This window comes from Hydrogenophaga sp. GW456-12-10-14-TSB4, from assembly GCF_059424305.1.
On sequence record NZ_JBWKZH010000056.1, the window covers coordinates 1 to 26,977 of the forward strand.

Below are 26,977 nucleotides of genomic sequence, written 5' to 3' on the forward strand. Positions count from 1 at the left end.
AGGCCTGCGCTTCGCCATCCGCGAAGGTGGCCGCACCGTCGGCGCCGGCGTCGTCGCCAAGATCATCGCGTAAGGAGAAGCCCTTTGTGGGGCAGAAGCCAGTAGGGGTATAGCTCAATTGGCAGAGCGTCGGTCTCCAAAACCGAAGGTTGTAGGTTCGATTCCTACTGCCCCTGCCACCCAACAGGACCTCAGCGGAACCTGAAGCCAGGAACCTGAATCCACCCTGTTGAGTGGTTGACAAGCCCACCGAAGTCGTGAAGACCTCTGGTGGGCTTGCGTGTCTCAAGCTTTCGGGTTTTGAGCGCGCCTTTTGATACGAATTGTCTGGATCCTCATGGCCACTTCCGAAGTTCAAACCGTCCACACCGGCGCCGACAAGGCCAAGCTGGTGGCGGCGATCGTGCTGTTGCTGGGCTCGTTCGTGGCGTTCTACCTGCTGTCCTCGCGCGGTGCGCTGGCTCAGTGGGGTGCCTTGATCGTGCTGCTGGTGGGCGCCGTGGTGGTGTTCGCGGTGTCCGAGTCGGGCAAGCAGCTGATTGCCTTCGGTCGGGATGCCTGGCGCGAGGTCAAGAAGGTGGTCTGGCCGGCGCGCAAAGAGGCCATCCAGATGACGGCCTATGTGTTCGCGTTCGTGTTCGTGATGGCCCTGTTTCTGTGGCTGACCGACAAGACCGTCGAATGGGTGTTTTACGACCTGATCCTGGGCTGGAGGAAATGATGACCGAGCAACACAGTCCCGTGGCCGCCGAAGGCATGCGCTGGTACGTGGTCCATGCCTATTCCGGCATGGAGAAGGCCGCCGAGCGCAACATCGTCGAGCGCATCAACCGCGCCGGCATGCAAGACAAGTTTGGCCGCATCCTGGTCCCCACCGAAGAAGTGGTGGAGATGAAGAACGGCCAGAAGCGCACCACCGAGCGCAAGTTCTTCCCCGGCTACGTGCTGGTGGAAATGGTGATGGACGACGACACCTGGCACCTGGTGAAGCACACCAACAAGGTGACGGGTTTCGTGGGCGGGGCCAAGAACCGCCCGGCGCCGATCTCCGAGGAAGACGTTCAGAAGATCGTCAGCCAGATGCAGGAAGGCACCGACAAGCCTCGCCACAAGGTCGAGTTCGTGGTCGGTGAGTACGTGCGCGTCAAGGAAGGTCCGTTCACCGACTTCAACGGCACGGTCGAAGAAGTCAACTACGAGAAGAACAAGATGCGCGTGTCGGTGACCATTTTCGGTCGCGCCACGCCGGTGGAGCTGGAATTCAGCCAGGTCGAGAAGACCTGATTTTTTCGTGGCACAGGCGGGTCGGCCCGACGCCTGTGCCATTCGTTCTTTCCCGGGTCCCCAACCGCGAGGAGGTTGTCTTGATGGCAACCGTCTGCACTCGCAGGAGCTAAAAAATGGCGAAGAAAATCGTCGGCTTCATCAAGCTGCAAGTGCCAGCTGGTAAGGCCAACCCCTCTCCCCCGATCGGTCCGGCGCTGGGTCAGCGCGGCCTGAACATCATGGAGTTCTGCAAGGCGTTCAACGCCCAGACCCAGGGCGTCGAGCCCGGTCTGCCGCTGCCCGTGGTGATCACGGCTTTCGCGGACAAGAGCTTTACCTTCATCATCAAGACGCCGCCGGCGACGACCCTGATCAAGAAGGCCATCAAGCTCGATAAGGGCTCTTCGGTGCCCAACAAGAACAAGGTCGGCAAGATCACCCGTGCTCAGCTCGAAGAGATCGCCAAGACCAAGATGAAGGACATGACCGCTGCCGATGTGGACGCTGCTGTGCGCACCATCGCCGGTTCGGCCCGCTCGATGGGCGTGATTGTGGAGGGCGTGTAAATGGCCAAGCTGACCAAAAAACAGAAAGCCTTCGAAGGCAAGGTCGACAGCAACAAGCTGTACGCCCTGACCGACGCCCTGGCGATCATCAAGGAATGCGCGAACGCCAAGTTCGATGAGTCCATCGACGTGGCGATCCAGCTCGGCGTGGACGCCAAGAAGTCGGACCAGGTGGTGCGTGGCGCCGTCGTGATGCCCAACGGCACCGGCAAGACCAAGCGCGTGGCCGTGTTCGCCCAGGGTGCCAAGGCCGAAGAAGCCAAGGCCGCTGGTGCCGACATCGTCGGCATGGACGACCTCGCCGCCGACATCAAGGCCGGCAACATGAACTTCGACGTGGTCATCGCCTCGCCGGACGCCATGCGCATCGTCGGTACCCTGGGTCAGGTGCTGGGCCCGCGCGGCCTGATGCCCAACCCCAAGGTGGGTACGGTGACGCCCGATGTGGCGCAAGCCGTGCGCAACGCCAAGGCAGGCCAGGTGCAGTTCCGCGTCGACAAGGCAGGCATCGTGCACGGCACGATCGGCCGTCGCTCGTTCGACGCCGACAAGCTCCAGGGCAACCTGGTGGCACTGCTCGACGCGCTGACCAAGGCCAAGCCGGCCACCAGCAAGGGTGTCTACCTGCGCAAGGTGGCGGTGTCGTCGACGATGGGTGTGGGCGTCCGCGTGGACACCCAGTCCATCTCGGCGTAATCGCAAGAAATTCGGGCCCTTCGGGGCCTGGGTGTGGTGGGCCCCGGGCTGGCGCAAGCCGATCCGGGGGCCATCCAAGACCGTTGGTGCCGGTGCAAGCCGGCTTAATTGTGACAAGCCAACGCAGATGGCGATCCCGCTGCAGATGGAATCCGTTCCGAAACAGTTGAATCGCTGCAATGAGGCGTGCCCCAGGTCTCGAAGGACCGAGGGCACATTTAAGGAGTAGACCTTGAGTCTGAATCGCAGTGAGAAAGAAGCGGTCATTTCCGAAGTGACCAGCCTCGCCGCAAAAGCTCAAACGCTCGTGATGGCGGAATACCGTGGCATCACGGTCGCGAACATGGACAAACTGCGCGTGACAGCCCGCAGCAACGGTGTGAGCCTGAGTGTGTTGAAAAACACCCTGGCCCGCCGTGCGGTGGCTGGCAGCCCGTTTGAAGTGGCCGCTGACCAGATGACCGGCCCGCTGATCTATGGCTTCTCTGAAGACGCCGTGGCCGCTGCGAAAGTGGTGGCCGAGTTCGCGAAAACCAACGACAAGCTGGTGATCCGCGGCGGTGTGTACGGAGGCAAGGCCCTGGACGTCAACGGCGTGAAGACGCTTGCCAGCATTCCTTCGAAGGAAGTCCTGTTGGCGCAGCTGTGTGGCTTGCTGATGTCGCCCATTTCGCGCACGGCCGTTGTGCTGGGCGCGCTGGCGGCCAAAAAAGGCGAAGGCGCTGCCGCACCGGCAGCCGAAGAAGCGGCTGCTGCCTGAGTGGCGCGGCACTTTCATTCAAATCAATTGTTAGGAAATCAAAATGGCATTCGATAAAGACGCATTTCTGACCGCGCTGGACAGCATGACGGTCATGGAACTCAACGAGCTGGTGAAAGCCATCGAAGAGAAGTTTGGTGTGAGCGCTGCAGCCATGGCCGCTCCCGCTGCCGGCGGCGCCGGCGGTGGTGCTGCCGCAGCCGCTGAAGAGAAGACCGAATTCAACGTCGTGCTGCTCGAAGCCGGCGCGAACAAGGTCTCCGTCATCAAGGCTGTGCGCGAAATCACCGGCCTGGGCCTCAAGGAAGCCAAGGACCTGGTCGACGGCGCACCGAAGAACGTCAAGGAAGCTGTTGCCAAGGCTGACGCCGAAGCCGCCGTCAAGAAGCTGGTGGAAGCCGGCGCCAAGGCCGAGCTGAAGTAATTCGCCCGGTTTCAGGGGCTGGAGTGCTCGATAAGGGCCTCCAGCCTTTGGTGCTTTCAGAGCACACCCAAAAGTCCGCTTCAAAAAGCGGTTTTTGAGTGTTTTCTGACCCCGACTGCAGAAAACGACTTGGTTCGGGCCTGTGTGCAACGCACAGGCCGTCCGCCAATGGTTGGTAGAGGCCAGCCACCAAGAAAGTCACCAGGAATCCGTCCCTGGTAGGCAAGACAGTCGCCGCAGACCTCAAGCCCGGAGATCTCATGGCCTCAGCATCGAAATACTCATACACCGAACGCAAGCGCATCCGCAAGAGCTTTGGTACCCGCGAAAACGTCCTCGCGATTCCTTACCTCCTGCAAATGCAGAAGGACGCGTACACCGCGTTCCTGCAAGCCGACAGCGCACCCAAGAAGCGCACCGCCGAAGGCCTGCAGGCGGCATTTGAAGCCGCTTTCCCCATCGTCTCCCACAACGGTTTCGTGGAGATGAAGTTCGTCGAGTACAACCTGGCCAAGCCCGCCTTCGATGTGCGCGAATGCCAGACCCGCGGCCTGACCTTTGCGTCCGCCGTGCGCGCTCGCGTCCAGCTGATCATCTATGACCGCGAGTCTTCGACCGCGCAGTCCAAGGTGGTCAAGGAGGTGAAGGAACAAGAGGTCTACATGGGCGAAGTGCCCCTGATGACCGAGAAGGGCTCCTTCATCATCAACGGCACCGAGCGCGTGATCGTGTCTCAGTTGCACCGTTCGCCAGGTGTGTTCTTCGAACACGACAAGGGCAAGACGCACAGCTCGGGCAAGCTGCTGTTCTCCGCTCGCATCATTCCCTACCGCGGTTCCTGGCTCGACTTCGAGTTCGACCCCAAGGACGTGCTGTTCTTCCGTGTCGACCGTCGCCGCAAGATGCCGGTCACCATCCTGCTCAAGGCCATCGGCCTGACGCCGGAAGCCATCCTGGCCAACTTCTTCGTCAACGACCACTTCCGCCTGATGGACAGCGGTGCGCAGATGGCCTTCGTGCCCGAGCGCCTGCGCGGTGAAGTGGCGCGCTTCGACATCACCGACAAGAGCGGCAAGGTCGTGGTCGCCAAGGACAAGCGCATCACCGCGCGCCACACCCGCGAGCTGGAGCAGTCCGGCACCTCGCACATCAGCGTGCCGGAAGACTTCATGATCGGCCGCGTCGTGGCCCGCAACATCGTGGACACCGACACCGGCGAGATCATCGCCAAGGCCAACGAAGAGCTGACCGAAGCGCTGCTGAAGAAGCTGCGCACGGCCGGCGTGCAGGACCTGCAGTGCCTGTACACCAACGAACTGGACCAGGGCGCCTACATCTCGCAGACCCTGCGCATCGACGAAACCGCCGACGAGTTCGCCGCGCGCGTGGCCATCTACCGCATGATGCGCCCCGGCGAGCCGCCGACCGAAGACGCCGTGCAGGCCCTGTTCCACCGCCTGTTCTACAACCCGGACACGTACGACCTGTCGCGCGTGGGCCGCATGAAGTTCAACGCCCGCGTGGGCCGCGACGAATCCACCGGCCCGATGGTGCTGTCCAACGACGACATCCTGGCCGTGGTCAAGATCCTGGTGGATCTGCGCAACGGCCGCGGCGAAGTCGATGACATCGACCACCTGGGCAACCGCCGCGTGCGCTGCGTCGGCGAACTGGCCGAAAACCAGTACCGCACCGGCCTGGCCCGCATCGAAAAGGCCGTGAAGGAGCGCCTCGGGCAGGCCGAGCAAGAGCCGCTGATGCCGCACGACCTGATCAACTCCAAGCCGATTTCCGCGGCACTCAAGGAGTTCTTCGGTGCGTCGCAGCTGTCGCAGTTCATGGACCAGACCAACCCGCTCGCCGAGATCACGCACAAGCGCCGCGTTTCGGCCCTGGGCCCGGGCGGTCTGACCCGCGAACGCGCCGGCTTCGAGGTGCGCGACGTGCACGTGACCCACTACGGCCGCGTCTGCCCGATCGAAACGCCGGAAGGCCCGAACATCGGCCTGATCAACTCGCTGGCCCTGTACGCGCGCCTGAACGAATACGGCTTCATCGAAACGCCGTACCGCCGCGTGAGCGACGGCAAGGTGACGAACCAGATCGACTACCTGTCGGCCATCGAGGAAGGCAAGTACGTTATCGCCCAGGCCAACGCCGCGCTCGACGCCGAAGGCCGCCTGACCGGTGACCTGATCTCCGCACGTGAAAAGGGCGAATCGATCCTGACGCCGGCCGACACCATCCAGTACATGGACGTGTCGCCCGCGCAGATCGTCTCGGTGGCCGCCTCGCTGGTGCCGTTCCTCGAGCACGACGATGCGAACCGCGCGCTGATGGGCGCCAACATGTCGCGCCAGGCTGTGCCCGTGCTGCGCCCCGAGAAGCCCCTGGTGGGCACCGGCATCGAGCGCGTCGCCGCGATCGACTCCGGCACCGTGGTGACCGCCAAGCGCGGCGGCGTGGTCGACTACGTGGACGCGACCCGCATCGTGATCCGCGTGAACGACGTCGAAGCCGTGGCCGGTGAAGTGGGTGTGGACATCTACAACCTCATCAAGTACCAGCGTTCCAACCAGAACACCAACATCCACCAGCGCCCCATCGTCAAGAAGGGCGACAAGCTGGCCAAGGGTGACGTGATCGCCGACGGCGCTTCGACCGACCTGGGTGAGATCTCGATCGGCCAGAACATGCTGATCGCCTTCATGCCCTGGAACGGCTACAACTTCGAGGATTCGATCCTGATCTCCGAACGCGTGGTGGCCGACGACCGCTACACCTCGATCCACATCGAGGAACTGGTGGTGATGGCGCGCGACACCAAGCTGGGCGCGGAAGAAATCACCCGCGACATTCCCAACCTGGCCGAGCAGCAGCTCAACCGCCTGGACGACTCCGGCATCATCTACGTGGGCGCCGAAGTGCTGCCCGGCGACGTGCTGGTCGGCAAGGTCACGCCCAAGGGCGAGACCACGCTGACGCCGGAAGAGAAGCTGCTGCGCGCGATCTTCGGCGAGAAGGCTTCCGACGTGAAGGACACCTCGCTGCGCGTGGACCAGGGCTCGCAAGGCACCGTGATCGACGTGCAGGTGTTCACCCGCGAAGGCATCACGCGCGACAAGCGCGCCCAGCAGATCATCGACGACGAGCTCAAGCGTTTCCGCCTGGACCTCAACGACCAGTTGCGCATCGTGGAAGCCGATGCCTTCGACCGCATCGAGAAGCTGCTGGTGGGCAAGGTCGCCAACGGCGGCCCGAAGAAGCTGTCCAAGGGCACGACCATCGACAAGGCCTACCTGGACGACGTCGAGAAGTACCACTGGTTCGATATCCGCCCGGCCGACGAGACCGTGGCTGCCCAGCTCGAGTCCATCAAGAACTCGATGGAGCAGACGCGCCACAGCTTCGACCTCGCGTTTGAAGAGAAGCGCAAGAAGCTCACGCAAGGCGACGAGCTGCCCGCCGGCGTGCTCAAGATGGTCAAGGTCTACCTGGCCGTCAAGCGCCGCCTGCAACCCGGTGACAAGATGGCCGGCCGCCACGGCAACAAGGGTGTGGTCTCCAAGATCGTGCCCGTGGAAGATATGCCGCACATGGCCGACGGCACCCCCGCCGACATCGTGCTCAACCCGCTGGGCGTGCCTTCGCGCATGAACGTGGGTCAGGTGCTCGAAGTCCACCTGGGCTGGGCCGCCAAGGGCCTGGGCCAGCGCATCGGCGACATGCTGCAGGCCGAAGCCAAGGTGGCCGAGCTGCGCAAGTTCCTCGAGACCGTCTACAACCAGGCCGGCAAGAAGGAAACCCTGGCCGATCTGAGCGACGCCGAGGTCCTGGAAATGGCCGAAAACCTGCAGACCGGTGTGCCGTTCGCGACCCCGGTGTTCGACGGTGCGTCGGAAGACGAGATCCGCGCGATGCTCAAGCTGGCCTACCCGGACGACATCGCCCAGCTCAAGGGCCTGACCGAGACCCGCACCCAGGCGCAGCTGTACGACGGCCGCACGGGTGACGCTTTCGAGCGCAAGACCACCGTGGGTTACATGCACTTCCTGAAGCTGCACCACTTGGTCGACGACAAGATGCACGCCCGCTCCACCGGCCCGTACTCGCTCGTCACCCAGCAGCCGCTGGGCGGCAAGGCGCAGTTCGGCGGCCAGCGTTTCGGCGAAATGGAAGTGTGGGCGCTGGAAGCCTACGGCGCTTCGTACATCCTGCAGGAAATGCTCACCGTCAAGTCCGACGACGTGCAGGGCCGCACCAAGGTGTACGAATCCATCGTCAAGGGCGAGCACACGATCGACGCCGGCATGCCCGAGTCGTTCAACGTGCTGGTCAAGGAAATCCGCTCGCTCGGTATCGACATCGAGCTGGAACGTTCCTGATTCACCGAACTTAAGGAAAGCAACCCATGAAATCTTTGCTCGACCTGTTCAAGCAGTTCACGCCCGACGAGCATTTCGATGCCATCCGCATCGGTCTGGCTTCGCCGGAAAAAATCCGCTCGTGGTCCTTCGGTGAAGTCAAGAAGCCCGAGACCATCAACTACCGCACGTTCAAACCCGAGCGCGACGGTCTTTTCTGCGCCAAGATCTTCGGCCCGATCAAGGACTACGAGTGCCTGTGCGGCAAGTACAAGCGCCTCAAGCACCGCGGTGTGATCTGCGAGAAGTGCGGCGTTGAAGTCACGCAGACCAAGGTGCGCCGCGAGCGCATGGGTCACATCGACCTGGCCGCGCCCTGCGCCCACATCTGGTTCCTGAAGTCGCTGCCGTCGCGTCTGGGCCTGATCCTGGACATGACGCTGCGCGACATCGAGCGCGTGCTGTACTTTGAAGCGTATGTGATCGTCGATCCGGGCATGACCCCGCTGAAGAAGTTCGCGATCATGAGCGAGGACGACTACGACGCCAAGCGCAAGGAATTCGGCGACGAGTTCATTGCCAAGATGGGCGCCGAGGGCATCAAGGAACTGCTGCAGGCCATCGACCTCGACATCGAGATCGAGAAGCTGCGCAACGACCTGACCGGTTCCGAACTCAAGATCAAGAAAAACGCCAAGCGCCTGAAGGTGCTGGAAGCCTTCAAGAAGTCCGGCATCAAGCCCGAGTGGATGGTGCTCGACGTGCTGCCCGTGCTGCCGCCGGACCTGCGTCCGCTGGTGCCGCTGGACGGCGGCCGCTTCGCGACCTCCGACCTGAACGACCTGTACCGCCGCGTCATCAACCGCAACAGCCGCCTGCGTCGCCTGCTCGAGCTGAAAGCCCCTGAAATCATCGCGCGCAACGAGAAGCGCATGCTGCAGGAAGCCGTGGACTCGCTGCTGGACAACGGCCGCCGTGGCAAGGCCATGACGGGCGCCAACAAGCGCGCGCTGAAGTCGCTGGCCGACATGATCAAGGGCAAGAGCGGCCGCTTCCGCCAGAACTTGCTGGGCAAGCGCGTCGACTACTCGGGCCGTTCGGTCATCGTGGTCGGCCCCACGCTCAAGCTGCACCAGTGCGGCCTGCCCAAGCTGATGGCGCTGGAGCTGTTCAAGCCTTTCATCTTCTCGCGCCTCGAAGCCATGGGCATCGCGACCACCATCAAGGCCGCGAAGAAGGAAGTGGAAGCCGGCACGCCGGTGGTGTGGGACATCCTTGAAGAAGTGATCAAGGAACACCCGGTGATGCTCAACCGCGCACCGACGCTGCACCGCCTGGGCATCCAGGCCTTCGAGCCGATCCTGATCGAAGGCAAGGCGATCCAGCTGCACCCGCTGGTCTGCGCGGCCTTCAACGCCGACTTCGACGGTGACCAGATGGCCGTTCACGTGCCGCTGTCCGTGGAAGCGCAGCTCGAAGCCCGCACCCTGATGCTGGCCTCGAACAACATCCTGTTCCCGGCCAACGGCGAACCCTCGATCGTGCCTTCGCAGGACGTGGTGCTGGGTCTGTACTACGCGACCCGTGAGCGGATCAACGCCAAGGGCGAGGGCATGCTGTTCGCCGACCTGGCCGAGCTGCAGCGCGCGCTGGACAACGGCGTGGTCGAGATCACCGCCAAGATCGGCGTGCGCCTGACCCAGCACGCGCTGGACAAGGCCAGCGGCGAATTCGTGGCTTCCACCTCGCTGGTGGACACCACCGTGGGCCGTGCGCTGCTCTCCGAGATCCTGCCTAAGGGCCTGCCTTTCGACGTGCTGAACAAGGCGCTGAAGAAGAAGGAAATCTCGCGCCTGATCAACACCTCGTTCCGCAAGTGCGGTCTGAAGGAAACCGTGGTGTTCGCCGACAAGCTGCTCCAGAACGGTTTCCGTCTGGCCACGCGCGCCGGCATCTCGATCGCCGTGGACGACATGCTGGTGCCCAAGGAAAAGCCCGCCATCATCGACCGCGCCGAGAACGAGGTGAAGGAAATCGCCCAGCAGTACGCCTCCGGTCTGGTGACCGCCGGCGAGCGCTACAACAAGGTGGTGGACATCTGGGGCAAGGCCGGTGACGAGATCTCCAAGGTCATGATGGCCCAGCTCGCCAAGCAGAAGGTGACCGACAGCAGCGGCAAGGAAGTGGACCAGGAGTCGTTCAACTCCATCTACATGATGGCCGACTCCGGTGCGCGGGGTTCCGCCGCTCAGATCCGCCAGCTGGCCGGCATGCGCGGCCTGATGGCCAAGCCTGACGGCTCGATCATCGAGACCCCCATCACGGCGAACTTCCGTGAAGGCCTCAACGTGTTGCAGTACTTCATCTCCACCCACGGCGCCCGAAAGGGTCTGGCCGACACGGCGCTGAAGACGGCCAACTCCGGCTATCTCACCCGCCGTCTGGTGGACGTGACGCAGGATCTGGTGGTCAACAGCCAGGACTGCGGCACCTCCAACGGCACGCTGATGCGCGCCATCGTCGAGGGCGGTGAAGTGATCGAATCGCTGCGCGATCGCGTGCTGGGCCGCACCACGGCCGAGGAAGTGATCCACCCGGAAACCCGCGAAGTGCTGGTGCCCGCAGGCGAGCTGCTCAACGAAGACCTGCTCGACGTGCTGGAAGCCGCCGCGGTGGACGAGGTCAAGGTGCGCACCGCACTGACCTGCGAAACCCGTTTCGGCATCTGCGCCAAGTGCTACGGCCGCGATCTGGGTCGCGGCGGCCTGGTCAACATCGGCGAAGCGGTCGGTGTGATCGCCGCTCAGTCGATCGGCGAACCCGGCACGCAGCTGACCATGCGCACCTTCCACATCGGTGGTGCGGCATCGCGCGCAGCGGTGGCCTCCAGCGTGGAAGCCAAGTCCAGCGGCGTGATCGGCTTCAACGCCACCATGCGCTACGTGACCAACACCAAGGGCGAGCTGGTGGTGATCGCGCGTTCGGGCGAGATCGTCATTCATGACGAGCACGGCCGTGAGCGCGAGCGCCACAAGGTGCCGTACGGTGCGATCCTGTCGGTCAAGGCCGACCAGACCATCAAGGCCGGTGCGATTCTGGCCAACTGGGATCCGCTGACGCGCCCGATCATCACGGAATTCGCCGGTCAGGTGAAGTTCGAGAACGTCGAGGAAGGCCTCACCGTGGCCAAGCAGGTGGACGATGTCACCGGCCTGTCCACCCTGGTGGTGATCGATCCGAAGCGCCGCGGCGCGGCCAAGGTCGTGCGTCCGCAGGTCAAGCTGATCGACGGCACGGGCAACGAGGTCAAGATCCCTGGCACCGACCACTCGGTGACCATCGGCTTCCAGATCGGTTCGCTGATCCAGGTGCGCGATGGTCAGGACGTGGGCCCCGGCGAGGTGCTGGCGCGCATTCCGGTCGAAGGCCAGAAGACCCGCGACATCACCGGCGGTCTGCCGCGCGTGGCCGAGCTGTTCGAAGCCCGCAGCCCGAAGGACAAGGGCATGCTGGCCGAGATGACCGGCACCGTGTCGTTCGGCAAGGAGACCAAGGGCAAGGTTCGCCTGCAGATCACCGACCCGGACGGCAAGGTGTGGGACGAGCTCATCCCCAAGGAAAAGAACATCCTGGTGCACGAAGGCCAGGTGGTCAACAAGGGCGAGAGCATCGTCGACGGTCCGGCGGATCCGCAGGACATCCTGCGCCTGCTGGGCATCGAAGAGCTGTCGCGCTACATCGTCGATGAAGTGCAGGACGTCTACCGTCTGCAGGGCGTGAAGATCAACGACAAGCACATCGAGGTGATCGTTCGCCAGATGCTGCGCCGCGTCGTGGTCGAAGCCGTGGGCGACTCGAGCTACATCGCTGGCGAACAGGTCGAACGCTCGGAGATCCTCAACACCAACGACGCCCTGCGCGCCGATGGCAAGATCCCCGCGACCTACAGCAACGTGCTGCTCGGTATCACCAAGGCCTCGCTGTCCACCGACTCGTTCATCTCGGCGGCTTCCTTCCAGGAAACCACCCGTGTGCTGACCGAGGCCGCGATCATGGGCAAGCGCGACGAGCTGCGCGGTCTGAAGGAAAACGTGATCGTGGGTCGTCTGATCCCGGCCGGTACTGGCATGGCCTACCACGAGGCCCGCAAGGTCAAGGAGAAGATGGACGACGAGGAACGCCGTGCCATCGCCGAGGCCGACGCGATCTCGCTGGCTGCCGACCAGGCCGATCAGGCCGACGCGTCGAGCACGCACGAAGCCGAGTAAGAAGGCCCACCCCTGCGGCGCTGTGCGCCGCCCCCTCAAGGGGGCAACACCTGCGGCCCGGCGAAGCCGGTTCCGCGGTGTTTCTGGACAGGGACACTTCTGCCATCGAGCCAACAAAAGCCCCCGGTCGTCCGATCGGGGGCTTTTTTCATGGTGCGCGTGCAGGCCTGGCCTGGGCCTCGCGGGGTATATTGGCCGCGCCTTCCGATGGGTGGGAGGCGCATGCCAACAACCAGGAGTTCCGAATATGTCCGTCTCGCTGTGGGTTTTCATCGCCTTGGGTCTGGTGGTGTTCTTCTGGGCGGTGGGGGCGTACAACCGGCTGGTGCGGCTCAAGAACGCGATCGCCAACGCCTTCGGCCAGATCGATGTGCAGCTCAAGCGCCGCTACGACCTGATTCCGAACCTGGTGGAGGTGGCGCGCCGCTACCTGGCCCACGAAGCCCAGACGCTGGAGGCGGTGATCGCGGCGCGCAATCAGGCGCGCATGGCCGAGCAGACGGCGGCCACGAGCCCGCTCAACGCCGGTGCGCTCGGGGCCCTGGCCGGTGCGGAGCAGGCCTTGGGCGGCGCACTGGGCAAGCTGTTCGCGGTGGTCGAGGACTACCCCGATCTCAAAGCCGACCAGAGCATGCGCGAGCTCAGCGAGGAACTCACCAGCACCGAGAACCGTGTCGGCTTCGCACGCCAGGCCTACAACGACCACGTGCTCGAGTTCAACGACGCGGCCGCCCAGTTCCCCACGCTGCTCATCGCGCGCCTGTTCGGCTTCCAGCCCTTGGCCATGCTGGCGTCCACCACCAGCGAAGCCGAACGTGAGACCTTGCGCATCCAGCTCTGATGCGCTTCTTCGAGTTCCAGCGCGACGCCCGGGGTGAGACCCGGCGCCTGCTGTTCGCGTTCGCGCTCACCGTGCTGCTGTTGCTGGTCGCGGTCAACGCCGCGCTCGCCCTGGCCTGGGGCCTCACCTGGGGTTTCTGGGTGCCCGGCGAGCTGCGTTTTCCCCGCCACTTCTTCGCCGTGAACACCGGCGTCACGCTGCTCTTCGTGCTCGGCGGCTGGTGGGTGGAGACCTCGCGCCTGGCCGACGGCGGCGGCGCGCGGCTGGCCGAACAGATGGGGGCGCGGCCCGCACAGCCCTCGGGCAACCTCGATGAACAGCGCTTCTGCAACATCATCGACGAGATGGCCATCTCGTCGGGTCTGCAGCGGCCCCAGGCCATGGTCCTGGCCCGCGACCGGGGCATCAACGCCTTCGCCGCCGGCTGGGACGAGCGCGATGCGGTGGTGGCGGTGACGCAGGGCGCGCTCGACCTCCTGACCCGCGACGAGCTGCAAGGCCTGGTGGCGCACGAGTTCAGCCACATCGCCGAAGGCGATACGCGCCTGAACATGCGCCTGGTGGGCATGGTGTTCGGGCTGGAGATGCTGTTTCGCATGGGCCAGGACCTGGCCGAGCCCGACAGCCGGGACCGGCGCTGGATCGCGGCGCTGATCGGCCTGGCCATCATGGGCGCGGGCTGGCTGGGCTGGCTCGCCGGTCATGCGCTGCAGGCGGCCGTCTCGCGCCAACGCGAGTACCTGGCCGACGCGCGCGCGGTGCAATGGACGCGCAGCCGGGACGGCCTGGGCGGCGTGTTGCGCAAGGTGCTGAGTCAGCAGCGCGAAGGGGTGGTGCCGCGCCAGATGGGATCGATGGTGCAGCACATGCTGCTGGTGGCGAACGCCGGTGGCAAGACCGAGCACTGGCTCGACTCGCACCCGCCGCTGGCCCTGCGCATCCGTCGCATCTATGGGCGGAACATGGGGCCGCTGCCCCTGGAGCGGGGCGAGGAGGAGCCCGCCACCCCGCCGCCCCGCGCTGTGTGACACTCGTGGTCTTCGCCCTGTCTGCGCTTGCCACGGAACCCGCTTTGACCGCCCCGGCCCCCTCGACCTCCACCGCCTCCGGCCCACAAGGGCCGACCCTCGCGACCCAGTTGCGCCACACCGCCGCCTGCGTGCTGGCGGTCGAGCAGGGGCGGTCGCTCAGCGAGGCCTTGCCCGAGGTCCCACCGGCTTTGCGGCCCGGCGTGCAGGCACTCACTTTCCATGCGCTGCGCCATCTGGGGACGGCCCGCGCGCTGGTGGCCCGGCTGGTGGAGCGCAAGCCGGCGCCGCCTGCGCAGGCCCTGATGGGCAGCGCGGTGGCCCTGCTGCTGGACGTGGCGGACGAGCGCGCCCCCCGGTACCCCGCGCACACGGTGGTGAACCAGGCGGTGCAGGCCGCCCGCCAGGACCGCCGCACCGAACGCCAGGCCGCGTTCATCAATGCCTGCCTGCGCCGTTTCCTGCGCGAGCGCGACGACCTGCTGGCCCGGGTGGCGGCGGACCCCGTGGCGCGCTGGAACCACCCGCTGTGGTGGATCGAGCGCTTGCAGCGCGACCACCCCGAGCAGTGGCGCGCCATTCTGGACGCGAACAACCAGCCCGGTCCGATGGCGTTGCGCGTGAACCGCCGCCGCGTGGACCGGGCCGCCTACCTGCAGGCCCTGGAGGCCGTCGGCCTGGCGGCGACCCCGGCGGGCAGCGACGGCCTGGTGCTGGGCGCGCCGCAGCCGGTCGAGCGCCTGCCCGGCTTTGCCCAGGGCCATTGCTCGGTGCAGGACGCCGCCGCCCAGATGGCGGCGGACCAGCTGCTGACCGGTCGGACGTGGTCCCCGAGCGACCGCGTGCTCGACGCCTGCGCGGCGCCTGGTGGGAAGACCGCTCACCTGCTGGAACGCGCCGACCTCAAGCTGCTGGCGCTCGATGTGGACCCGCTCCGCTGCGAACGCATCAGCGACACCTTGCAGCGCCTGGGCCTGCAAGCCACGGTGCGCTGCGCCGATGCCGCCCGTCCCGCCGCCTGGTGGGATGGCCAGCTTTTCGATGCCATCCTGCTCGACGCGCCGTGCACCGCCTCGGGCATCGTGCGCCGCCACCCGGATGTCCGCTGGCTGCGCCGCGCCAGCGACGTGGACGCCCTGGTGGCCACACAGCGCGGCCTGCTGGACGCGCTCTGGCCGCTGCTCCAGCCCGGCGGGCGGCTGATCTATGCCACCTGCTCGGTGTTCCGGGCCGAAGGTGCCGGGCAGGTGCAGGCGTTCCTTGGGCGCCACACTGACGCGGTTCATCGGCCCTCGCCGGGGCATTTGCTGCCCGGTTCGGCCGCCCCGTCGGGGGAGTTCAACGACAATCCGCCAGGTGGATACGACGGATTCTTCTACGCCCGCATCGACAAGGCCCAGCCTTGACCGACGGCCTGGCACCTCCCGCTGGACCCGCGCGATGAGTCGTTTGCGCGGGTTCTGCCTGGTGGTGGCGCTGTCCTTGCTGGCGCTCTGGCCCGCGCACGCCCAGGCCCCGCAGGTCTTGCAGCTCGGTCTGCAGCGCACCCACGAAGCCCTGTTCCTGTCCGCCCGCATGGAGCTCGAGCCCGCCCAGGTGGTCGAAGACGCCCTGTACAAGGCGGTTCCCCTCTATTTCGTCTGGCACGCCGATGTGTACCGCTCCCGCTGGTACTGGACCGACAAGCGCGTGGCCAGCGCCACGCGCACGCTGCGCCTGGCCTACCAGCCGCTCACCCGGCGCTGGCGCGTGAGTCTGTCCAATGAAACCGCTGCCGTGGCAGGGGGGGCGGGCCTGCAGTACGCCCTGCACCAGAACTTCGACTCCCTCAATGAGGCGCTGGCCGGCGTGGGGCGCGTGGCGCGCTGGAAGCTGGCCGACGCGGTGCGGCTCGAAGCCGATGCCGACCACGAGGTCGAGTTCTCGTTCCGGCTCGACCTGAGCCTGCTGCCCCGACCGTTCCAGATCGGCATGGCCAACCAGCCCGAGTGGACCGTGGAAGTCCGCCAGACCCTGCCGGTGCCGGCGCGGGCCGAAGCGGACAAGACCCCGGAACACACGACCGGCAGCGGCGTGCATGCGGTCGAACTCACCGGCGAAACCAGCCCGCGCGAGCCCGCGCGCTAGCCGCCATGTCCAGCGTGCAAGGCCCGCGCGGCCAGGACCCCACCATGACCCCGGTCCACACCACCGCACCCAAGTCCAAGCCCGCCGCGGTGCGCTGGGCCATCGGCGCCGGGCTGGTGTTCATGATCGGCGTGGGCATGGTGCTGCTGTTCCTGCTCACCCTGGCCACCAACAACCGGGCGTTCTACGAGCAGAACTTCACCTGGCTGGTGGGCATCAACGTGGCGGTGGCGGCTTTCCTGCTGCTGGTCATCCTCTGGCTGGCGCTGCGGCTGGCCTTGCGCCTGAAACGCGGCAAGTTCGGCAGCCGGCTGCTGATCAAGCTGGCGGCGATCATCGGCCTGGTCGGCATCCTGCCCGGCCTGCTCATCTACACCGTGTCGTACCAGTTCGTCTCGCGCTCGATCGAGAGCTGGTTCGACGTCCGCGTGGAGTCCGCACTCACCGCCGGGCTCAACCTCGGGCGCACCACGCTGGACACCCTGACCGCCGACCTCAGCAGCAAGACCCGCGTGGCTGCCGAGGGCCTTTCGCGCGTGCCCAACCCGTCGGCCGTGCTCGCGCTCGAGCGTGTGCGCGAGCAGCTGGGGGTGACCGACATCGTGCTCTGGAGCGCCAGCGGCCAGGCTTTGGGCAGCTCGGGCAGTTCGCGCTTCGACATCAATCCCGAGCGGCCTACCCCCGCCCAGCTGCGCAGCGCGCGCAATGCCCGTGTCGTGGCGCAGATCGAAGGGCTGGAGGAAGACGGCAGTGGCGAGATCGAAGCGCTGATCGCCGCCAGCCAGCCTCGCATCAAGGTGCTGGCTCTGGTGAGTCCGCCCAATTTCGGCTTCAACACCGAGTCGCGCTACCTGCAGGTGGTGGTGCCCCTGCCTGGCGCCCTGGTGACCGACGCGCTGGCTGTGCAAGTGGCCAACCGCGAGTACCAGGAGCGTGCCCTCACCCGCGAAGGCCTGCGGCGCATGTACATCGGTACCCTCACGCTGGCGCTGTTCCTCGCCGTGTTCGGTGCCGTGCTGCTGGCGGTGCTGCTGGGCAACCAGCTGGTGCGCCCACTGCTTGTCCTTGCTGAAGGCATGCGCGAGGTGGCGGCCGGCAACCTCGCGCCCAAGACCGCGCTGGCCTCGCGCGACGAACTCGCCAGCCTCACGCGCACCTTCGCGCACATGACCCAGGACCTCTCGGATGCGCGCGCGGCGGTGCAGCAGAGCATGGAGCAGGTGGACGCCGCGCGCGACAACCTGCAAACCATCCTGGACAACCTCACCGCCGGTGTCGTCGTGCTCGACGAGCAGGGCCGCGTGCGCAGCGTCAACCCCGGCGCGGCGCGCATCCTGCACACACCGCTGGCGGTTCACATGGGCCAGCCGCTGGCCGATGTGCCCGGGCTGGAGGCTCTCGGCAGCGGCGTGCTGCAGCAGTTCGAGCGTTTCCTGTCCGACCAGGCGCAGCACGAGGGCGGCCACTGGCAGCAGTCCTTCGAGCTCAGCGCGGACGGCACCACGCCCTTCGACGAAGGCATCACCCTCATCGCGCGTGGCGCTCTGCTGCCCAACAACGAGCGCCTGCTGGTGTTCGACGATGTCTCGGAAATGGTGTCCGCCCAGCGCGCCAAGGCCTGGGGCGAGGTCGCGCGCCGTCTGGCCCACGAAATCAAGAACCCGCTCACGCCCATCCAGCTCTCGGCCGAGCGCCTGGCCATGAAGCTCGACGGCAAGGTGCAGCCGCCCGAACAGGCCATTCTCAACAAGTCGGTGAAAACCATCGTCGACCAGGTCGATGCCATGAAGCGCCTGGTCAACGAATTCCGCGACTACGCGCGCCTGCCCGCCGCGCAGCTCACGCCGGTCGACCTCAACGCCCTGGTGCGCGACATCGTCATGCTCTACGACAACGCCGCCGTGCCGGTGCGCCTGGAGCTCGCCGACGGCCTGCCCAAGGCCCTGGCCGACCCGCAGCAGGTGCGGCAGACCCTGCACAACCTGGTGCAGAACGCGCAGGATGCCATGGCTGGCGTGCCCGGTGCCCAGGTGCTGCTGCGCACCCGGCGCTCGGACTCTGGCCAATGGGTGCGCCTGTCGGTGCTCGACGAAGGTCCCGGTTTTGCCGAGCACATCCTCAAGCGGGCTTTCGAGCCCTATGTCACCACCAAGGTCAAAGGCACGGGTCTGGGCCTGGCGGTGGTCAAGAAAATCATGGACGAACATGGTGGCCGCGTGGATCTGAGCAACCGCATGACCGAAGGCAAGGTGATCGGTGCACAAGTGTCGTTATCATTCGCAGTTGCTAATTGACAACACGCTCCGAGGAACACACTCCGCGCCATGGCAACTATTCTGGTCGTAGACGATGAACTGGGGATCCGGGACCTGCTCTCGGAAATCCTCAACGACGAAGGCCATACGGTCGAACTCGCTGAAAACGCCGCACAGGCCCGCGCCGTGCGCGCCCAGCTGCGCCCCGACCTGGTGTTGCTCGACATCTGGATGCCCGACACGGACGGTGTGACCCTGCTCAAGGAATGGGCCAGTGGCGGCCTGCTCTCCATGCCCGTGATCATGATGAGCGGCCACGCCACCATCGACACCGCCGTCGAGGCCACGCGCATCGGCGCCACCGCCTTCCTTGAAAAGCCCATCACCATGGCCAAGCTGCTCAAGGCGGTGGACCAGGGGCTGAACAAGGCGCCGCCACCGAAATCCAGCGGAGCCGTCGCGTCCGTGATGCGCGTGGGCGGTTTGCTTTCGGCGGAGATCTCGGTGGAAACCACCGCGACAGGCCACACGTTGCCGGAGCCGGTGCCGGACCTCGGGCCGCAACCGCAACAGTCGTTCAACCTCGACGGCCCGCTGCGCGAAGCGCGCGACGAATTCGAGAAAGCCTACTTCGAGTACCACCTCGCCAAGGAGTCTGGCTCCATGACCCGCGTGGCCGAAAAGACCGGTCTCGAGCGCACCCACCTCTACCGCAAGCTCAAGCAGCTCGGCGTGGATCTGGCGCGCAGCAAACGCAACGCGCTCTGAGCGCGGCCGGCGTCTGAAAACCGGGCGCCGGAAGCTGCTACAATCTCGCTTCTCACCAAGGCCCGGTAGCTCAGTTGGTAGAGCAGCGGATTGAAAATCCGCGTGTCGGTGGTTCGATTCCGCCCCAGGCCACCAAATCCCGGAAAAAGCCCATCCCTCGTGCGATGGGCTTTTTCATTTCCGGGTTCGGCAATTCCCCGCGCTGGGTGCAAAGCCGGTCCCCAATCCCCCCTCTGGAGAGACGATGCCTGTTGTGACCCCGGCGCTCGCGCGCGATAACGAACGGTTGAGCCGTTTCACCCAAGGCCTCGTGACCCGCACGGTGGCGCATGTCGCCACCGAGGCCCGCCTGGACGGTGAGAGCCTCAGGAACCTCGTGGACCGTTACGAGATCGACTACGCCTGGCACGTGCTCGGTTCCGATCGGCTGCGCGAGGCGGTGCTGTCCACGCTGGCGTCCCGGCTCGGCCGCCCCGCGGATGACACGCAGCGGACGGCAGTGCATGATCTGCTGCAAGCCGCCGCTGCCGCGCAGCCGTCCGATGCCCTCATGAGCTTCGACAACGATGTCGCGGAGCACCTGAGTCAACTGTTGATCGCCGAACTCGAATGAGCCTTCACCGCCCCCGCTGCGCCACCTGGTTGGCCGCCTTCACGGCGTTGCTGCTGACGGCTTGCGGTGTCGAGACCGCCGGCACGGCGGCCACGGCGGGCGCGATCAAGAAAAACGAGATCGAGCAGGGACGGGTGGTGCAGGAGCAGGTTCAGCAGCGACTGCAGCAGTCACTGGATCAGGGGCAGCAGCAGCGCGCGGACCAGATGGAGCAGGCGACGCGGTAGCGGCTCCGCGCCGCTTCTTCCACAAGCGCGATGCCTCGGCCGCGATGTCGATGAAGTTCTTCACCGCCGGGTTGCGGTCCTGTGTGCGGTAGAGCAGGCCCATGCGCACGATCGGGCTCGGCTCCTTGGGCACCACGTAGGCCACGCCGGGGCGCTGCAACTGCGACAGCGACGACGGGATGAGCGAGATGCACAGGCCGGTGGAGACGATGGAGATGATGGTCTGCATCTGGCGCGCGTACTGCACGATCTCGGGCGTGAAGCCGGCGCGCGCGCAGTAGTCCTGCACTGCGTCGTACAGGCCGGGCGCCATCGGGCGGCCGAACAGCACGAAGGGCTGGTGTTTGAAGAGCGCCATGCTGGGGCTCTTCATGTGCGCCTCCTTCATGCTGTCGGGCAGGGCCAGCACCAGGCGTTCGTCGAACAGCGGCTGGAACGAGAGGCCGGGCTCGTTGATCGGCCCGGGCGCGATGCCGATGTCGATCTTGTTCGTCAGGAGGTTGGGCACCTGCATGTCCAGCGTTTCTTCGGACAGGTGCAGCTCGATGCCCGGGTAGCGCTCGCGGCACAGCTTGAGGGCCTGGGGCAGCATGGTGACGTTGGCGATCGACACGAAGCCCACCGCCAGCGAACCGGTGTCGCCGCGCGCGCTGCGCTGCGCCAGGATGCGCGCGTGCTCCAGCCGCGCGAGCACCGCGCGGACCTCCACGTAGTAAGTCTGCGAGGCCGGCGTCATGAGCACGCCGCGGTTGGTGCGCTCGAACAGCTGCACGCCGAGTTCCTCTTCCAGCGCCTTGATCTGCACCGACAGCGGCGGCTGGCTGATGTGCAGGCGCTCGGCCGCGCGCATGAAGTTCAGCTCTTCGGCGACGGCGATGAAATAGCGGAGTTGCCGGATGTCAGGCATATGAAAATCATATAGCAGAGGCCTGCAATCGGTATTGGCTCGAATGCCGGCATCTCAATACAGTGGCGACCGCCATACCCGGCATACAACGATCGGAGACAAACATGATGTCCATTTTCCGCCGCGCCGGCCTGCTGGCCGTGGGCGCCGCCGTCCTTGCCATCGGCACCGCTGCGCACGCCCAGACCCGTGAAGTCAAGATCGGCTACGCGCTGGCGCCCAACTCGCACTACGGTGCCGGCGCCAACGCCTGGGCCGCTTCGTTCGAGAAGGCCACCAACGGCCAGTTCAAGTTCCGTCAATTTCCCTCCAGCGCCCTGGGCGGCGAGCGCGAGCTGCTCGAAGGCCTGCAGCTGGGCACCGTGGAAGCGGCCATCGTGTCCTCGGGCACGCTGAGCAACTTCGTACCCGAAGTCGGTGTGACCGACATTCCTTTCCTGTTCCGCGACATCAACCACGCGCGCAGCGTGCTCGACGGCCCGATCGGCCAGGACCTGCTGGGCAAGTTCAAGTCGCGCAACCTGGTCGCGCTGGCCTGGGGCGAGCAGGGCTTTCGCCACATCACCAACGGCAAGCACCCGATCACCAAGCCCGAGGACCTCAAGGGCCTGAAGATCCGCACGATGGAAAACCCGGTGCACATCACGGCCTTCCGCACGCTGGGCGCCGCGCCCACGCCCATGGCCTGGCCAGAAGTCACCGGCGCGCTGCAACAGGGCACCATCGACGGCCAGGAGAACCCGATCTCGGTGATCGCCTCGGCCAAGCTCTCGGCGGTGCAGAAGCACCTGGCGCTCACGGGCCACGTGTATTCGCCGGCCATGCTGCTGGTCTCGCCCAAATTCTGGGATTCGCTCAACGACAGCCAGAAGGCCGCCGTGACCGCCGGCGCCAAGGAAGGCGCCAAGGCCATGCGCCAGTTCGTCGACGACATCGAGAAGAAGGGCGTGGACGAGCTGCGCGCCCAGGGCATGCAGATCACCGAGGTGCCCAACAAGGCGCCGTTCCAGCAGGCCCTCTCGCCGGCCTACCAGCAATACGCCTCCAAGTACGGCAAAGAGCTGATCGACCGCATCGCCAACGCGAAGTGATCGTCTGACCCCGCACCGCCCGGCCTCGTGCCGGGTGGTGCGCTTGTGCACGCGCGCTGCAGGAAATCCCCATGATCGACCGATTCGAGAACGCCCTGGTGGCCGTCAACCGCTGGGTGCTGATCCTGTTGTTGGCGGCGATGTCCGTCATCGTGTTCGCCAACGTCGTGCTGCGGTACACGACCAACGATTCCATTGTCTGGGCCGAAGAGGTCGCGCGCCACCTCATGATCTGGGGCACCTTCCTGGGCGCCGGGCTGGTGCTGCGCTTCGGCGGGCACGTGGCGATCGACAACCTGCACCAGGCCGTGCCCACGCCGCTGGCGCGGGTGCTGCGCGCGGTCGTGGTGCTGCTGATCGCCGGCTTCTGCGTGTCGATGACGTATTTCTCCATCGTCTACACCAGCGTGATGCGCTTCCAGACCACGCCCGCCACCGGCATCTCGTTCGCCTGGATCTACGCGGCCTTGCCCGCCGGTTTCATGCTGATGCTGGTGCACCTGGCCTTCCTGGTGCGCCGCTACGTGATCGACGGCCGCTTCCACGAGTCGCCTGAGATGGACGCCGAGGCGGCCGCCTCGCTCTGAGCCCCTGACGCGGAACCCTCCCATGGTCATCACCCTGTTCGTTGCCGCCGTCGTGCTCATGCTGATCGGCGTGCCCGTGGCGTTCTCGCTCGCCATCGCCGCCGCCCTGGCCGTGGCCTTGGGCGGGCAGTACCCCCAGATCATCGTCTTCAAGGAAATGTTCACCGGCGTGGACAGCTTCCCGCTGATGGCCGTGCCCTTCTTCATCCTGGCGGCCGAGATCATGTCGGGCGGGGCGCTCACGCTGGTGCTGCTGCGCTTCGCCTCGCAGTTCGTCGGCCACCTGCGTGGCGGCCTCGGTTATGCCAACGTGCTGTCGCTCACCATCTTCTCCGGCATCTCGGGTTCGGCCCTGGCAGACGCCGCCGGCCCGGGCTCGATGATGGTGCGCATGATGGACAAGGCCGGCTACGACCGCGCCTACGCCGCCGCGCTGACCGCCAGCACCGCCATCGTGGGGCCCATCATCCCGCCCTCGATCATCATGATCATCTACGCGCTGCAGGACGAGCACGTCTCCGTCGGCGCGCTGTTCATCGCGGGCTTCATCCCCGGCCTGTTGATCGCCGCCGCCATGAGCTGGGTCAACTGGTGGGTCTGCCGCCGGCGCGACTTCCGCTCCGACGCCCCGCGCCCCACCGGCCGCGAGATGCTCATGAACACCATCAAGGCTGTGCCCGCGCTGTTCCTGGTGGTGATCATCCTGGTCGGCATCCGCTTCGGCGTGTTCACGCCGACCGAGGCCTCGGTGGTTGCGGTGTTCTACGCACTGGTCTGTGGCAAGTGGGTCTACGGCACGCTGAAATGGTCGGCGCTGCCCGGCATCGCGGCTCGCTCGGCCATGCTCACCGCCTCGGTGCTGTTCGTGGTGGCGGCCTCGTCGGCCTTCGCCTGGGTACTCACCATCGAAGGCGTGCCGCAGGACCTGGCGCAAGCCATCATCGGCTGGGACCTCTCGCCGGTCACCTTCCTGATCGCAGTGAACATCCTGCTGCTGCTGTTCGGCATCTTCATGGAGCCGCTGCCCGGCGTCACCATCCTCGTGCCCATCCTGGCGCCGATCGCGGCCGCGCTGGGCATCGACCCGATCCACTTCGCGATGGTGGTCATCGTCAACCTCACGCTGGGCATGATCACGCCGCCGGTGGGCGGGTTGCTGTTCGTGACTTCGGTGGCGACCAAGGTGCCGCTCATGGCCCTCACGCGCGAGCTGCCGCCTTTCCTGTGGGCCCACCTCGTGGTGCTGGTGCTGCTCACCTTCGTCCCCGCGATCTCCACCTGGCTGCCGCACGCGCTGGGCTTCTGATGCGCCGCGCCGCCGCCCGCCCCAGCCCCGACGCGGCCGTCTCGCCCCAGGGCGAGATCACCGACGTGGTGCTGGACCGTGGCCTGTCGCTGCACTTCTTCCACGAAGGCGTGGCCGTGCTGTCCTCGCGCATCGAATCCGGCGAGGGTTACGCGCAGTTCAACAAGCGCGACCTGCAGGTGCTGGTGGATTTTTTCCAGGCGCCGGAGAACCGGCATCTGCTGCAACCGCCGGTGAATCCCCGGCCTTGAGGCGCTGCGGGCTCAACGCCAGCCCGGCACCTTCTTCAGCACGAAATTCATCACCGGCTCGGCCGGTGTGCCGCGCCCCTCGGCCGCACGGCGGATGCCGCGCAGTTCCTGGCCGCAGCCCGTCGGCGTGACGTCGCCTTCCCAGACCGCGTCCATGCTCACGCCGTCGGCCGATTCGTCGAGGTTGAACTCGCCATTGGCCACATCGCCCGAGACCACGGCCTGCCGGTCGTTGCCGGCCGTGCTGCGCTTCAGGCTGCCGCGCACGCTGCCCGGGTAGTCCGGATGGCGCTCGAACAGCACCGCACCGGTGGAGGCGGGCGCGGCCTCGCTGCCGCCCACCTGGGGCCACAGCGCGAGCTGCCAAAGGCCGTAGAGCTGGCCGGGTGCCATGTCACCGGCCTGGGCGCAAGCCACCGGGGGGGTGGTGGTGGCCGGGGTCTGGGAGAACGCGGGCGCGTGGCCCAGCGGGGCGAGCACGGCCAGCAGCGACAGGAGCGATCGGTTCATGGGGTGGTGTCGGACGCCTTCTGGGCGGCCTGCTGGGTCGCGCGTTGGGCGAACTCGGCGCGCAGCGCGCGCAGTTTCTCGCGCGGGTCTTCCTTCACGGTGGCCTGGTCCAACGCCATCTCCTTGATGAAGCGGCTGGCCAGCCCGGGGATGCTCTCGCGGCCCTTCTTGCGGCGCTTGAGCCAGCTCACCGCCAGCGTGCGCTGTGCGCGCGTGATGCCCACGTACATGAGACGGCGCTCTTCCTGCAGGCGCTGCGCCATGTCGGCCGCCTGCGCGTCGCTCTGGCCGGGCTCTTCTTCCATCTTGAACGGCAGCAGGCCCTCGTTCACGCCGACCAGCATCACGTGCGGCCACTCCAGGCCCTTGGACGCGTGCAGCGTCGAGAGCGTCACCACGTTCTGGTCCTGCTCGCGCTCGCTCAGCGTGGAGAGCAGGGCGATCGTCTGCACCACTTCGAGCAGGCTCTTGCGTTCGGTTTCGATCTTCACGCCGTCCTCTTCCTCCAGCTTGCCGCCGCAGCGCCCGGCCACCCAGTCGCAGAAGTCCATCACGTTGGTCCAGCGCGCGGCCGCGACCTTCTCGTTGTCCTCGCTGTCGTAGAGGTGCTTCTCGTAGTCGATGTCCTTGAGCCACTCGGTGAGGAAGGCGCGCGCGGCCTCGTGGCCCAGGGTGTGGCGCGCGCGGTACTCCAGGTCGTTCACCGCCCGGCCGAACTCGTGCAGCGTGGCCACGGCGCGCGGGGGCAGGGCGGTGCCCAGCGAGTTCGCGAACAGCGCCTCGAACAGGCTCAGCTTGTACTGCGTGGCAAAGGCGCCCAGCTGCTGCAGCGTGGTGTGGCCGATGCCGCGCTTGGGCGTGGTCGCCGAGCGCAGGAAGGCCGGGTCGTCGTTGTTGTTCACCAGCAGGCGCAACCAGGCACAGAGGTCGCGGATCTCGGCCTTGTCGAAGAAACTCTGGCCGCCCGAGACCTTGTAGGGCACCTGCGCGCGGCGCAGCGACTGCTCGAACGGGCGCGCCATGTGGTTGGCGCGGTAGAGGATGGCGAAGTCGCGCCACTCCTTGTGCTGCGAGCTCGCGCGCAGGCTCAGGATGCGCGCCACCGCGCGCTCGGCCTCGTGCTCTTCGTTGTCGGCGTCGACCACGCGCACCGGTTCGCCCTCGCCCAGGTCGCTCCACAGCGTCTTGGGAAACAGCTTGGGGTTGGGGCCGATCACGTTGTTCGCCGCGCGCAGGATCGCGCTGGTGGAACGGTAGTTCTGCTCCAGCTTGATGACCTTGAGCTCGGGGTAGTCTTGCGGCAGCTTCTTCAGGTTGTCCAGCGTGGCGCCGCGCCAGCCGTAGATGGACTGGTCGTCGTCGCCCACGGCGGTGAAGCGCCCGCGCTCGCCCACCAGCAGCTTGAGCAGCTCGTACTGCGTGGCGTTGGTGTCCTGGTATTCGTCCACCAGCACATGCCCCATCTTTTTCTGCCAGCGCGCGCGCACGTCTTCGTGCTCGCGCAGCAGCTTCAGTGGCAGGGTGATGAGGTCGTCGAAGTCCACGCTCTGGTAGGCCACCAGGCGCTCTTCGTAGCGCGCCATGATGGTGGCGGTCACGCGCTCATCCTCGTCCTTGGCCTGGGCCAGGCACTGCGCCGCGTTCATGCCGGCGCCTTTCCAGGCGCTGATCGCCCACTGCCAGCCGCGTGCCGTGGCCGTGTCGGTGGTACCACCGCAGTCCTTGAGCATGCTGGTGATGTCGTCGGTGTCGAGGATGGAGAACTGCTTCTTCAGACCGAGCACCTCGCCATCGTCGCGCAGCAGGCGCACGCCTAGGGCGTGAAAGGTACAGATCAGCACCTTCCTGGCATCGCGCCCCACGAGCTGCGCGGCGCGCTCGCGCATTTCGGCGGCGGCCTTGTTGGTGAAGGTGATGGCGGCGATGCGGTCGGCCGCGAGGCCCGCCTGGATGAGCCGGCCGATCTTGTGCGTGATCACGCGCGTCTTGCCCGAACCCGCACCCGCGAGCACCAGGCAGGGCCCCGCCAGGTGGTTCACGGCTTCCAGTTGCGCAATGTTCAGGCCGTGGGACATGGAGGGGGAGGCGGGCGTCGGGAAAGGCGGGAAACGAGCGTTGGATC

The 26,977-nt window shown here is 66.1% G+C and carries 23 protein-coding genes and 2 tRNA genes; 22 read left to right on the top strand and 3 right to left on the bottom strand.

The features are described 5' to 3' along the window. From AC07ZS_RS22475 to AC07ZS_RS22560, 18 genes are all read left to right on the top strand, one after another. Window positions 1-73: EF-Tu C-terminal domain-related protein (locus AC07ZS_RS22475; RefSeq protein ID WP_202932829.1), on the top strand; the 73-nt coding region annotated here is incomplete at its 5' end. 30 nt (window positions 74-103) lie between these two features. Continuing rightward, a tRNA-Trp gene (locus AC07ZS_RS22480) sits at window positions 104-179 on the top strand. 158 nt (window positions 180-337) lie between these two features. After that, window positions 338-721: a preprotein translocase subunit SecE gene (gene secE / locus AC07ZS_RS22485; protein WP_494800754.1), complete on the top strand. Its 384-nt coding sequence runs from the start codon at window positions 338-340 to the stop codon at window positions 719-721. After that, a complete protein-coding gene (gene nusG, locus AC07ZS_RS22490; protein ID WP_494800755.1) occupies window positions 718-1,284 on the top strand; it encodes a transcription termination/antitermination protein NusG in 567 nt (188 codons plus the stop codon). Before secE ends, nusG begins: the two co-directional genes overlap by 4 nt. Before the next feature lie 116 nt (window positions 1,285-1,400). Then, window positions 1,401-1,832 (top strand): 50S ribosomal protein L11, encoded by a 432-nt coding sequence (gene rplK / locus AC07ZS_RS22495; protein WP_137922451.1) that lies wholly within the window; start codon window positions 1,401-1,403, stop codon window positions 1,830-1,832. Next, window positions 1,833-2,528 (top strand): 50S ribosomal protein L1, encoded by a 696-nt coding sequence (gene rplA / locus AC07ZS_RS22500; protein WP_494800756.1) that lies wholly within the window; start codon window positions 1,833-1,835, stop codon window positions 2,526-2,528. It begins immediately after the preceding gene. A gap of 232 nt (window positions 2,529-2,760) precedes the next feature. Beyond that, window positions 2,761-3,288, top strand: a complete 528-nt coding sequence (gene rplJ, locus AC07ZS_RS22505) for a 50S ribosomal protein L10 (RefSeq protein ID WP_494800757.1) — start codon at window positions 2,761-2,763, stop codon at window positions 3,286-3,288. 43 nt (window positions 3,289-3,331) lie between these two features. Next, on the top strand, window positions 3,332-3,712 hold the full coding sequence (gene rplL, locus AC07ZS_RS22510; protein ID WP_494800758.1) for a 50S ribosomal protein L7/L12: 381 nt from the start codon (window positions 3,332-3,334) through the stop codon (window positions 3,710-3,712). Window positions 3,713-3,972: 260 nt separating this feature from the next. Further along, the gene (rpoB, locus tag AC07ZS_RS22515; RefSeq protein WP_494800759.1) at window positions 3,973-8,097 is read left to right on the top strand and encodes a DNA-directed RNA polymerase subunit beta; all 4,125 of its coding nucleotides are present in this window, start codon (window positions 3,973-3,975) and stop codon (window positions 8,095-8,097) included. 26 nt (window positions 8,098-8,123) lie between these two features. Next, entirely contained in the window at window positions 8,124-12,344 is a 4,221-nt protein-coding gene (gene rpoC, locus AC07ZS_RS22520; RefSeq protein WP_494800760.1) for a DNA-directed RNA polymerase subunit beta', read from the top strand. Window positions 12,345-12,591: 247 nt separating this feature from the next. Continuing rightward, window positions 12,592-13,185 carry a LemA family protein gene (locus AC07ZS_RS22525; protein ID WP_494800761.1) on the top strand — a complete coding sequence of 198 codons (594 nt, stop codon included), beginning with the start codon at window positions 12,592-12,594 and terminating at the stop codon, window positions 13,183-13,185. Continuing rightward, window positions 13,185-14,213: a M48 family metalloprotease gene (locus AC07ZS_RS22530; protein ID WP_494800762.1), complete on the top strand. Its 1,029-nt coding sequence runs from the start codon at window positions 13,185-13,187 to the stop codon at window positions 14,211-14,213. The genes AC07ZS_RS22525 and AC07ZS_RS22530 overlap by 1 nt, the downstream gene beginning before the upstream one ends. Window positions 14,214-14,257: 44 nt before the next feature. Next, the gene (gene rsmB, locus AC07ZS_RS22535) at window positions 14,258-15,619 is read left to right on the top strand and encodes a 16S rRNA (cytosine(967)-C(5))-methyltransferase RsmB (protein WP_494800763.1); all 1,362 of its coding nucleotides are present in this window, start codon (window positions 14,258-14,260) and stop codon (window positions 15,617-15,619) included. A gap of 34 nt (window positions 15,620-15,653) precedes the next feature. Beyond that, window positions 15,654-16,340 carry a DUF4390 domain-containing protein gene (locus AC07ZS_RS22540; protein ID WP_494800764.1) on the top strand — a complete coding sequence of 229 codons (687 nt, stop codon included), beginning with the start codon at window positions 15,654-15,656 and terminating at the stop codon, window positions 16,338-16,340. Between the two features lie 44 nt (window positions 16,341-16,384). Beyond that, window positions 16,385-18,634: an ATP-binding protein gene (locus AC07ZS_RS22545; RefSeq protein WP_494800765.1), complete on the top strand. Its 2,250-nt coding sequence runs from the start codon at window positions 16,385-16,387 to the stop codon at window positions 18,632-18,634. A gap of 30 nt (window positions 18,635-18,664) precedes the next feature. Next, window positions 18,665-19,363 (top strand): response regulator, encoded by a 699-nt coding sequence (locus AC07ZS_RS22550; RefSeq protein ID WP_494800766.1) that lies wholly within the window; start codon window positions 18,665-18,667, stop codon window positions 19,361-19,363. Between the two features lie 59 nt (window positions 19,364-19,422). After that, window positions 19,423-19,498 (top strand) — tRNA-Phe (locus AC07ZS_RS22555). A 109-nt stretch (window positions 19,499-19,607) separates the two neighbouring features. Further along, window positions 19,608-19,976, top strand: coding sequence for a hypothetical protein (locus AC07ZS_RS22560; RefSeq protein ID WP_494800767.1), 369 nt, complete (start codon window positions 19,608-19,610; stop codon window positions 19,974-19,976). Window positions 19,977-20,081: 105 nt separating this feature from the next. On the opposite strand, the gene AC07ZS_RS22565 is transcribed toward AC07ZS_RS22560, so the two are convergent. Beyond that, window positions 20,082-21,110, bottom strand: coding sequence for a LysR family transcriptional regulator (locus AC07ZS_RS22565; RefSeq protein ID WP_494800768.1), 1,029 nt, complete (start codon window positions 21,108-21,110; stop codon window positions 20,082-20,084). Between the two features lie 104 nt (window positions 21,111-21,214). Here AC07ZS_RS22565 and AC07ZS_RS22570 point away from each other — a divergent pair, with 104 nt between their 5' ends. From AC07ZS_RS22570 to AC07ZS_RS22585, 4 genes are all read left to right on the top strand, one after another. Further along, on the top strand, window positions 21,215-22,201 hold the full coding sequence (locus AC07ZS_RS22570) for a TRAP transporter substrate-binding protein (RefSeq protein WP_494800769.1): 987 nt from the start codon (window positions 21,215-21,217) through the stop codon (window positions 22,199-22,201). Window positions 22,202-22,272: 71 nt separating this feature from the next. After that, window positions 22,273-22,788, top strand: coding sequence for a TRAP transporter small permease (locus tag AC07ZS_RS22575; RefSeq protein ID WP_494800770.1), 516 nt, complete (start codon window positions 22,273-22,275; stop codon window positions 22,786-22,788). Window positions 22,789-22,810: 22 nt separating this feature from the next. Beyond that, a complete protein-coding gene (locus AC07ZS_RS22580; protein WP_494800771.1) occupies window positions 22,811-24,094 on the top strand; it encodes a TRAP transporter large permease in 1,284 nt (427 codons plus the stop codon). Then, window positions 24,094-24,345, top strand: coding sequence for a hypothetical protein (locus AC07ZS_RS22585; protein WP_494800772.1), 252 nt, complete (start codon window positions 24,094-24,096; stop codon window positions 24,343-24,345). Before AC07ZS_RS22580 ends, AC07ZS_RS22585 begins: the two co-directional genes overlap by 1 nt. Before the next feature lie 12 nt (window positions 24,346-24,357). On the opposite strand, the gene AC07ZS_RS22590 is transcribed toward AC07ZS_RS22585, so the two are convergent. Both AC07ZS_RS22590 and AC07ZS_RS22595 read right to left on the bottom strand, forming a co-directional pair. After that, the gene (locus tag AC07ZS_RS22590; RefSeq protein ID WP_494800773.1) at window positions 24,358-24,855 is read right to left on the bottom strand and encodes a hypothetical protein; all 498 of its coding nucleotides are present in this window, start codon (window positions 24,853-24,855) and stop codon (window positions 24,358-24,360) included. Continuing rightward, the gene (locus AC07ZS_RS22595) at window positions 24,852-26,930 is read right to left on the bottom strand and encodes an ATP-dependent helicase (protein ID WP_494800774.1); all 2,079 of its coding nucleotides are present in this window, start codon (window positions 26,928-26,930) and stop codon (window positions 24,852-24,854) included. The genes AC07ZS_RS22590 and AC07ZS_RS22595 overlap by 4 nt, the downstream gene beginning before the upstream one ends. Window positions 26,931-26,977 lie beyond the last annotated feature (47 nt).

What these genes read in the sequence shown, in the direction of transcription:
- rplA (WP_494800756.1), top strand. Translation starts at nt 1,833, where the DNA reads ATGGCCAAGCTGACCAAAAAACAGAAAGCCTTCGAAGGCAAGGTCGAC.
- AC07ZS_RS22585 (WP_494800772.1), top strand. Translation starts at nt 24,094, where the DNA reads ATGCGCCGCGCCGCCGCCCGCCCCAGCCCCGACGCGGCCGTCTCGCCC.
- AC07ZS_RS22565 (WP_494800768.1), bottom strand. Translation starts at nt 21,110, where the DNA reads ATGCCTGACATCCGGCAACTCCGCTATTTCATCGCCGTCGCCGAAGAG.
- AC07ZS_RS22530 (WP_494800762.1), top strand. Translation starts at nt 13,185, where the DNA reads ATGCGCTTCTTCGAGTTCCAGCGCGACGCCCGGGGTGAGACCCGGCGC.
- rpoB (WP_494800759.1), top strand. Translation starts at nt 3,973, where the DNA reads ATGGCCTCAGCATCGAAATACTCATACACCGAACGCAAGCGCATCCGC.
- AC07ZS_RS22550 (WP_494800766.1), top strand. Translation starts at nt 18,665, where the DNA reads ATGGCAACTATTCTGGTCGTAGACGATGAACTGGGGATCCGGGACCTG.
- AC07ZS_RS22540 (WP_494800764.1), top strand. Translation starts at nt 15,654, where the DNA reads ATGAGTCGTTTGCGCGGGTTCTGCCTGGTGGTGGCGCTGTCCTTGCTG.
- rplL (WP_494800758.1), top strand. Translation starts at nt 3,332, where the DNA reads ATGGCATTCGATAAAGACGCATTTCTGACCGCGCTGGACAGCATGACG.
- rpoC (WP_494800760.1), top strand. Translation starts at nt 8,124, where the DNA reads ATGAAATCTTTGCTCGACCTGTTCAAGCAGTTCACGCCCGACGAGCAT.
- AC07ZS_RS22560 (WP_494800767.1), top strand. Translation starts at nt 19,608, where the DNA reads ATGCCTGTTGTGACCCCGGCGCTCGCGCGCGATAACGAACGGTTGAGC.
- AC07ZS_RS22580 (WP_494800771.1), top strand. Translation starts at nt 22,811, where the DNA reads ATGGTCATCACCCTGTTCGTTGCCGCCGTCGTGCTCATGCTGATCGGC.
- AC07ZS_RS22575 (WP_494800770.1), top strand. Translation starts at nt 22,273, where the DNA reads ATGATCGACCGATTCGAGAACGCCCTGGTGGCCGTCAACCGCTGGGTG.
- rplK (WP_137922451.1), top strand. Translation starts at nt 1,401, where the DNA reads ATGGCGAAGAAAATCGTCGGCTTCATCAAGCTGCAAGTGCCAGCTGGT.
- AC07ZS_RS22525 (WP_494800761.1), top strand. Translation starts at nt 12,592, where the DNA reads ATGTCCGTCTCGCTGTGGGTTTTCATCGCCTTGGGTCTGGTGGTGTTC.
- nusG (WP_494800755.1), top strand. Translation starts at nt 718, where the DNA reads ATGATGACCGAGCAACACAGTCCCGTGGCCGCCGAAGGCATGCGCTGG.
- AC07ZS_RS22595 (WP_494800774.1), bottom strand. Translation starts at nt 26,930, where the DNA reads ATGTCCCACGGCCTGAACATTGCGCAACTGGAAGCCGTGAACCACCTG.
- AC07ZS_RS22570 (WP_494800769.1), top strand. Translation starts at nt 21,215, where the DNA reads ATGATGTCCATTTTCCGCCGCGCCGGCCTGCTGGCCGTGGGCGCCGCC.
- AC07ZS_RS22590 (WP_494800773.1), bottom strand. Translation starts at nt 24,855, where the DNA reads ATGAACCGATCGCTCCTGTCGCTGCTGGCCGTGCTCGCCCCGCTGGGC.
- secE (WP_494800754.1), top strand. Translation starts at nt 338, where the DNA reads ATGGCCACTTCCGAAGTTCAAACCGTCCACACCGGCGCCGACAAGGCC.
- AC07ZS_RS22545 (WP_494800765.1), top strand. Translation starts at nt 16,385, where the DNA reads ATGACCCCGGTCCACACCACCGCACCCAAGTCCAAGCCCGCCGCGGTG.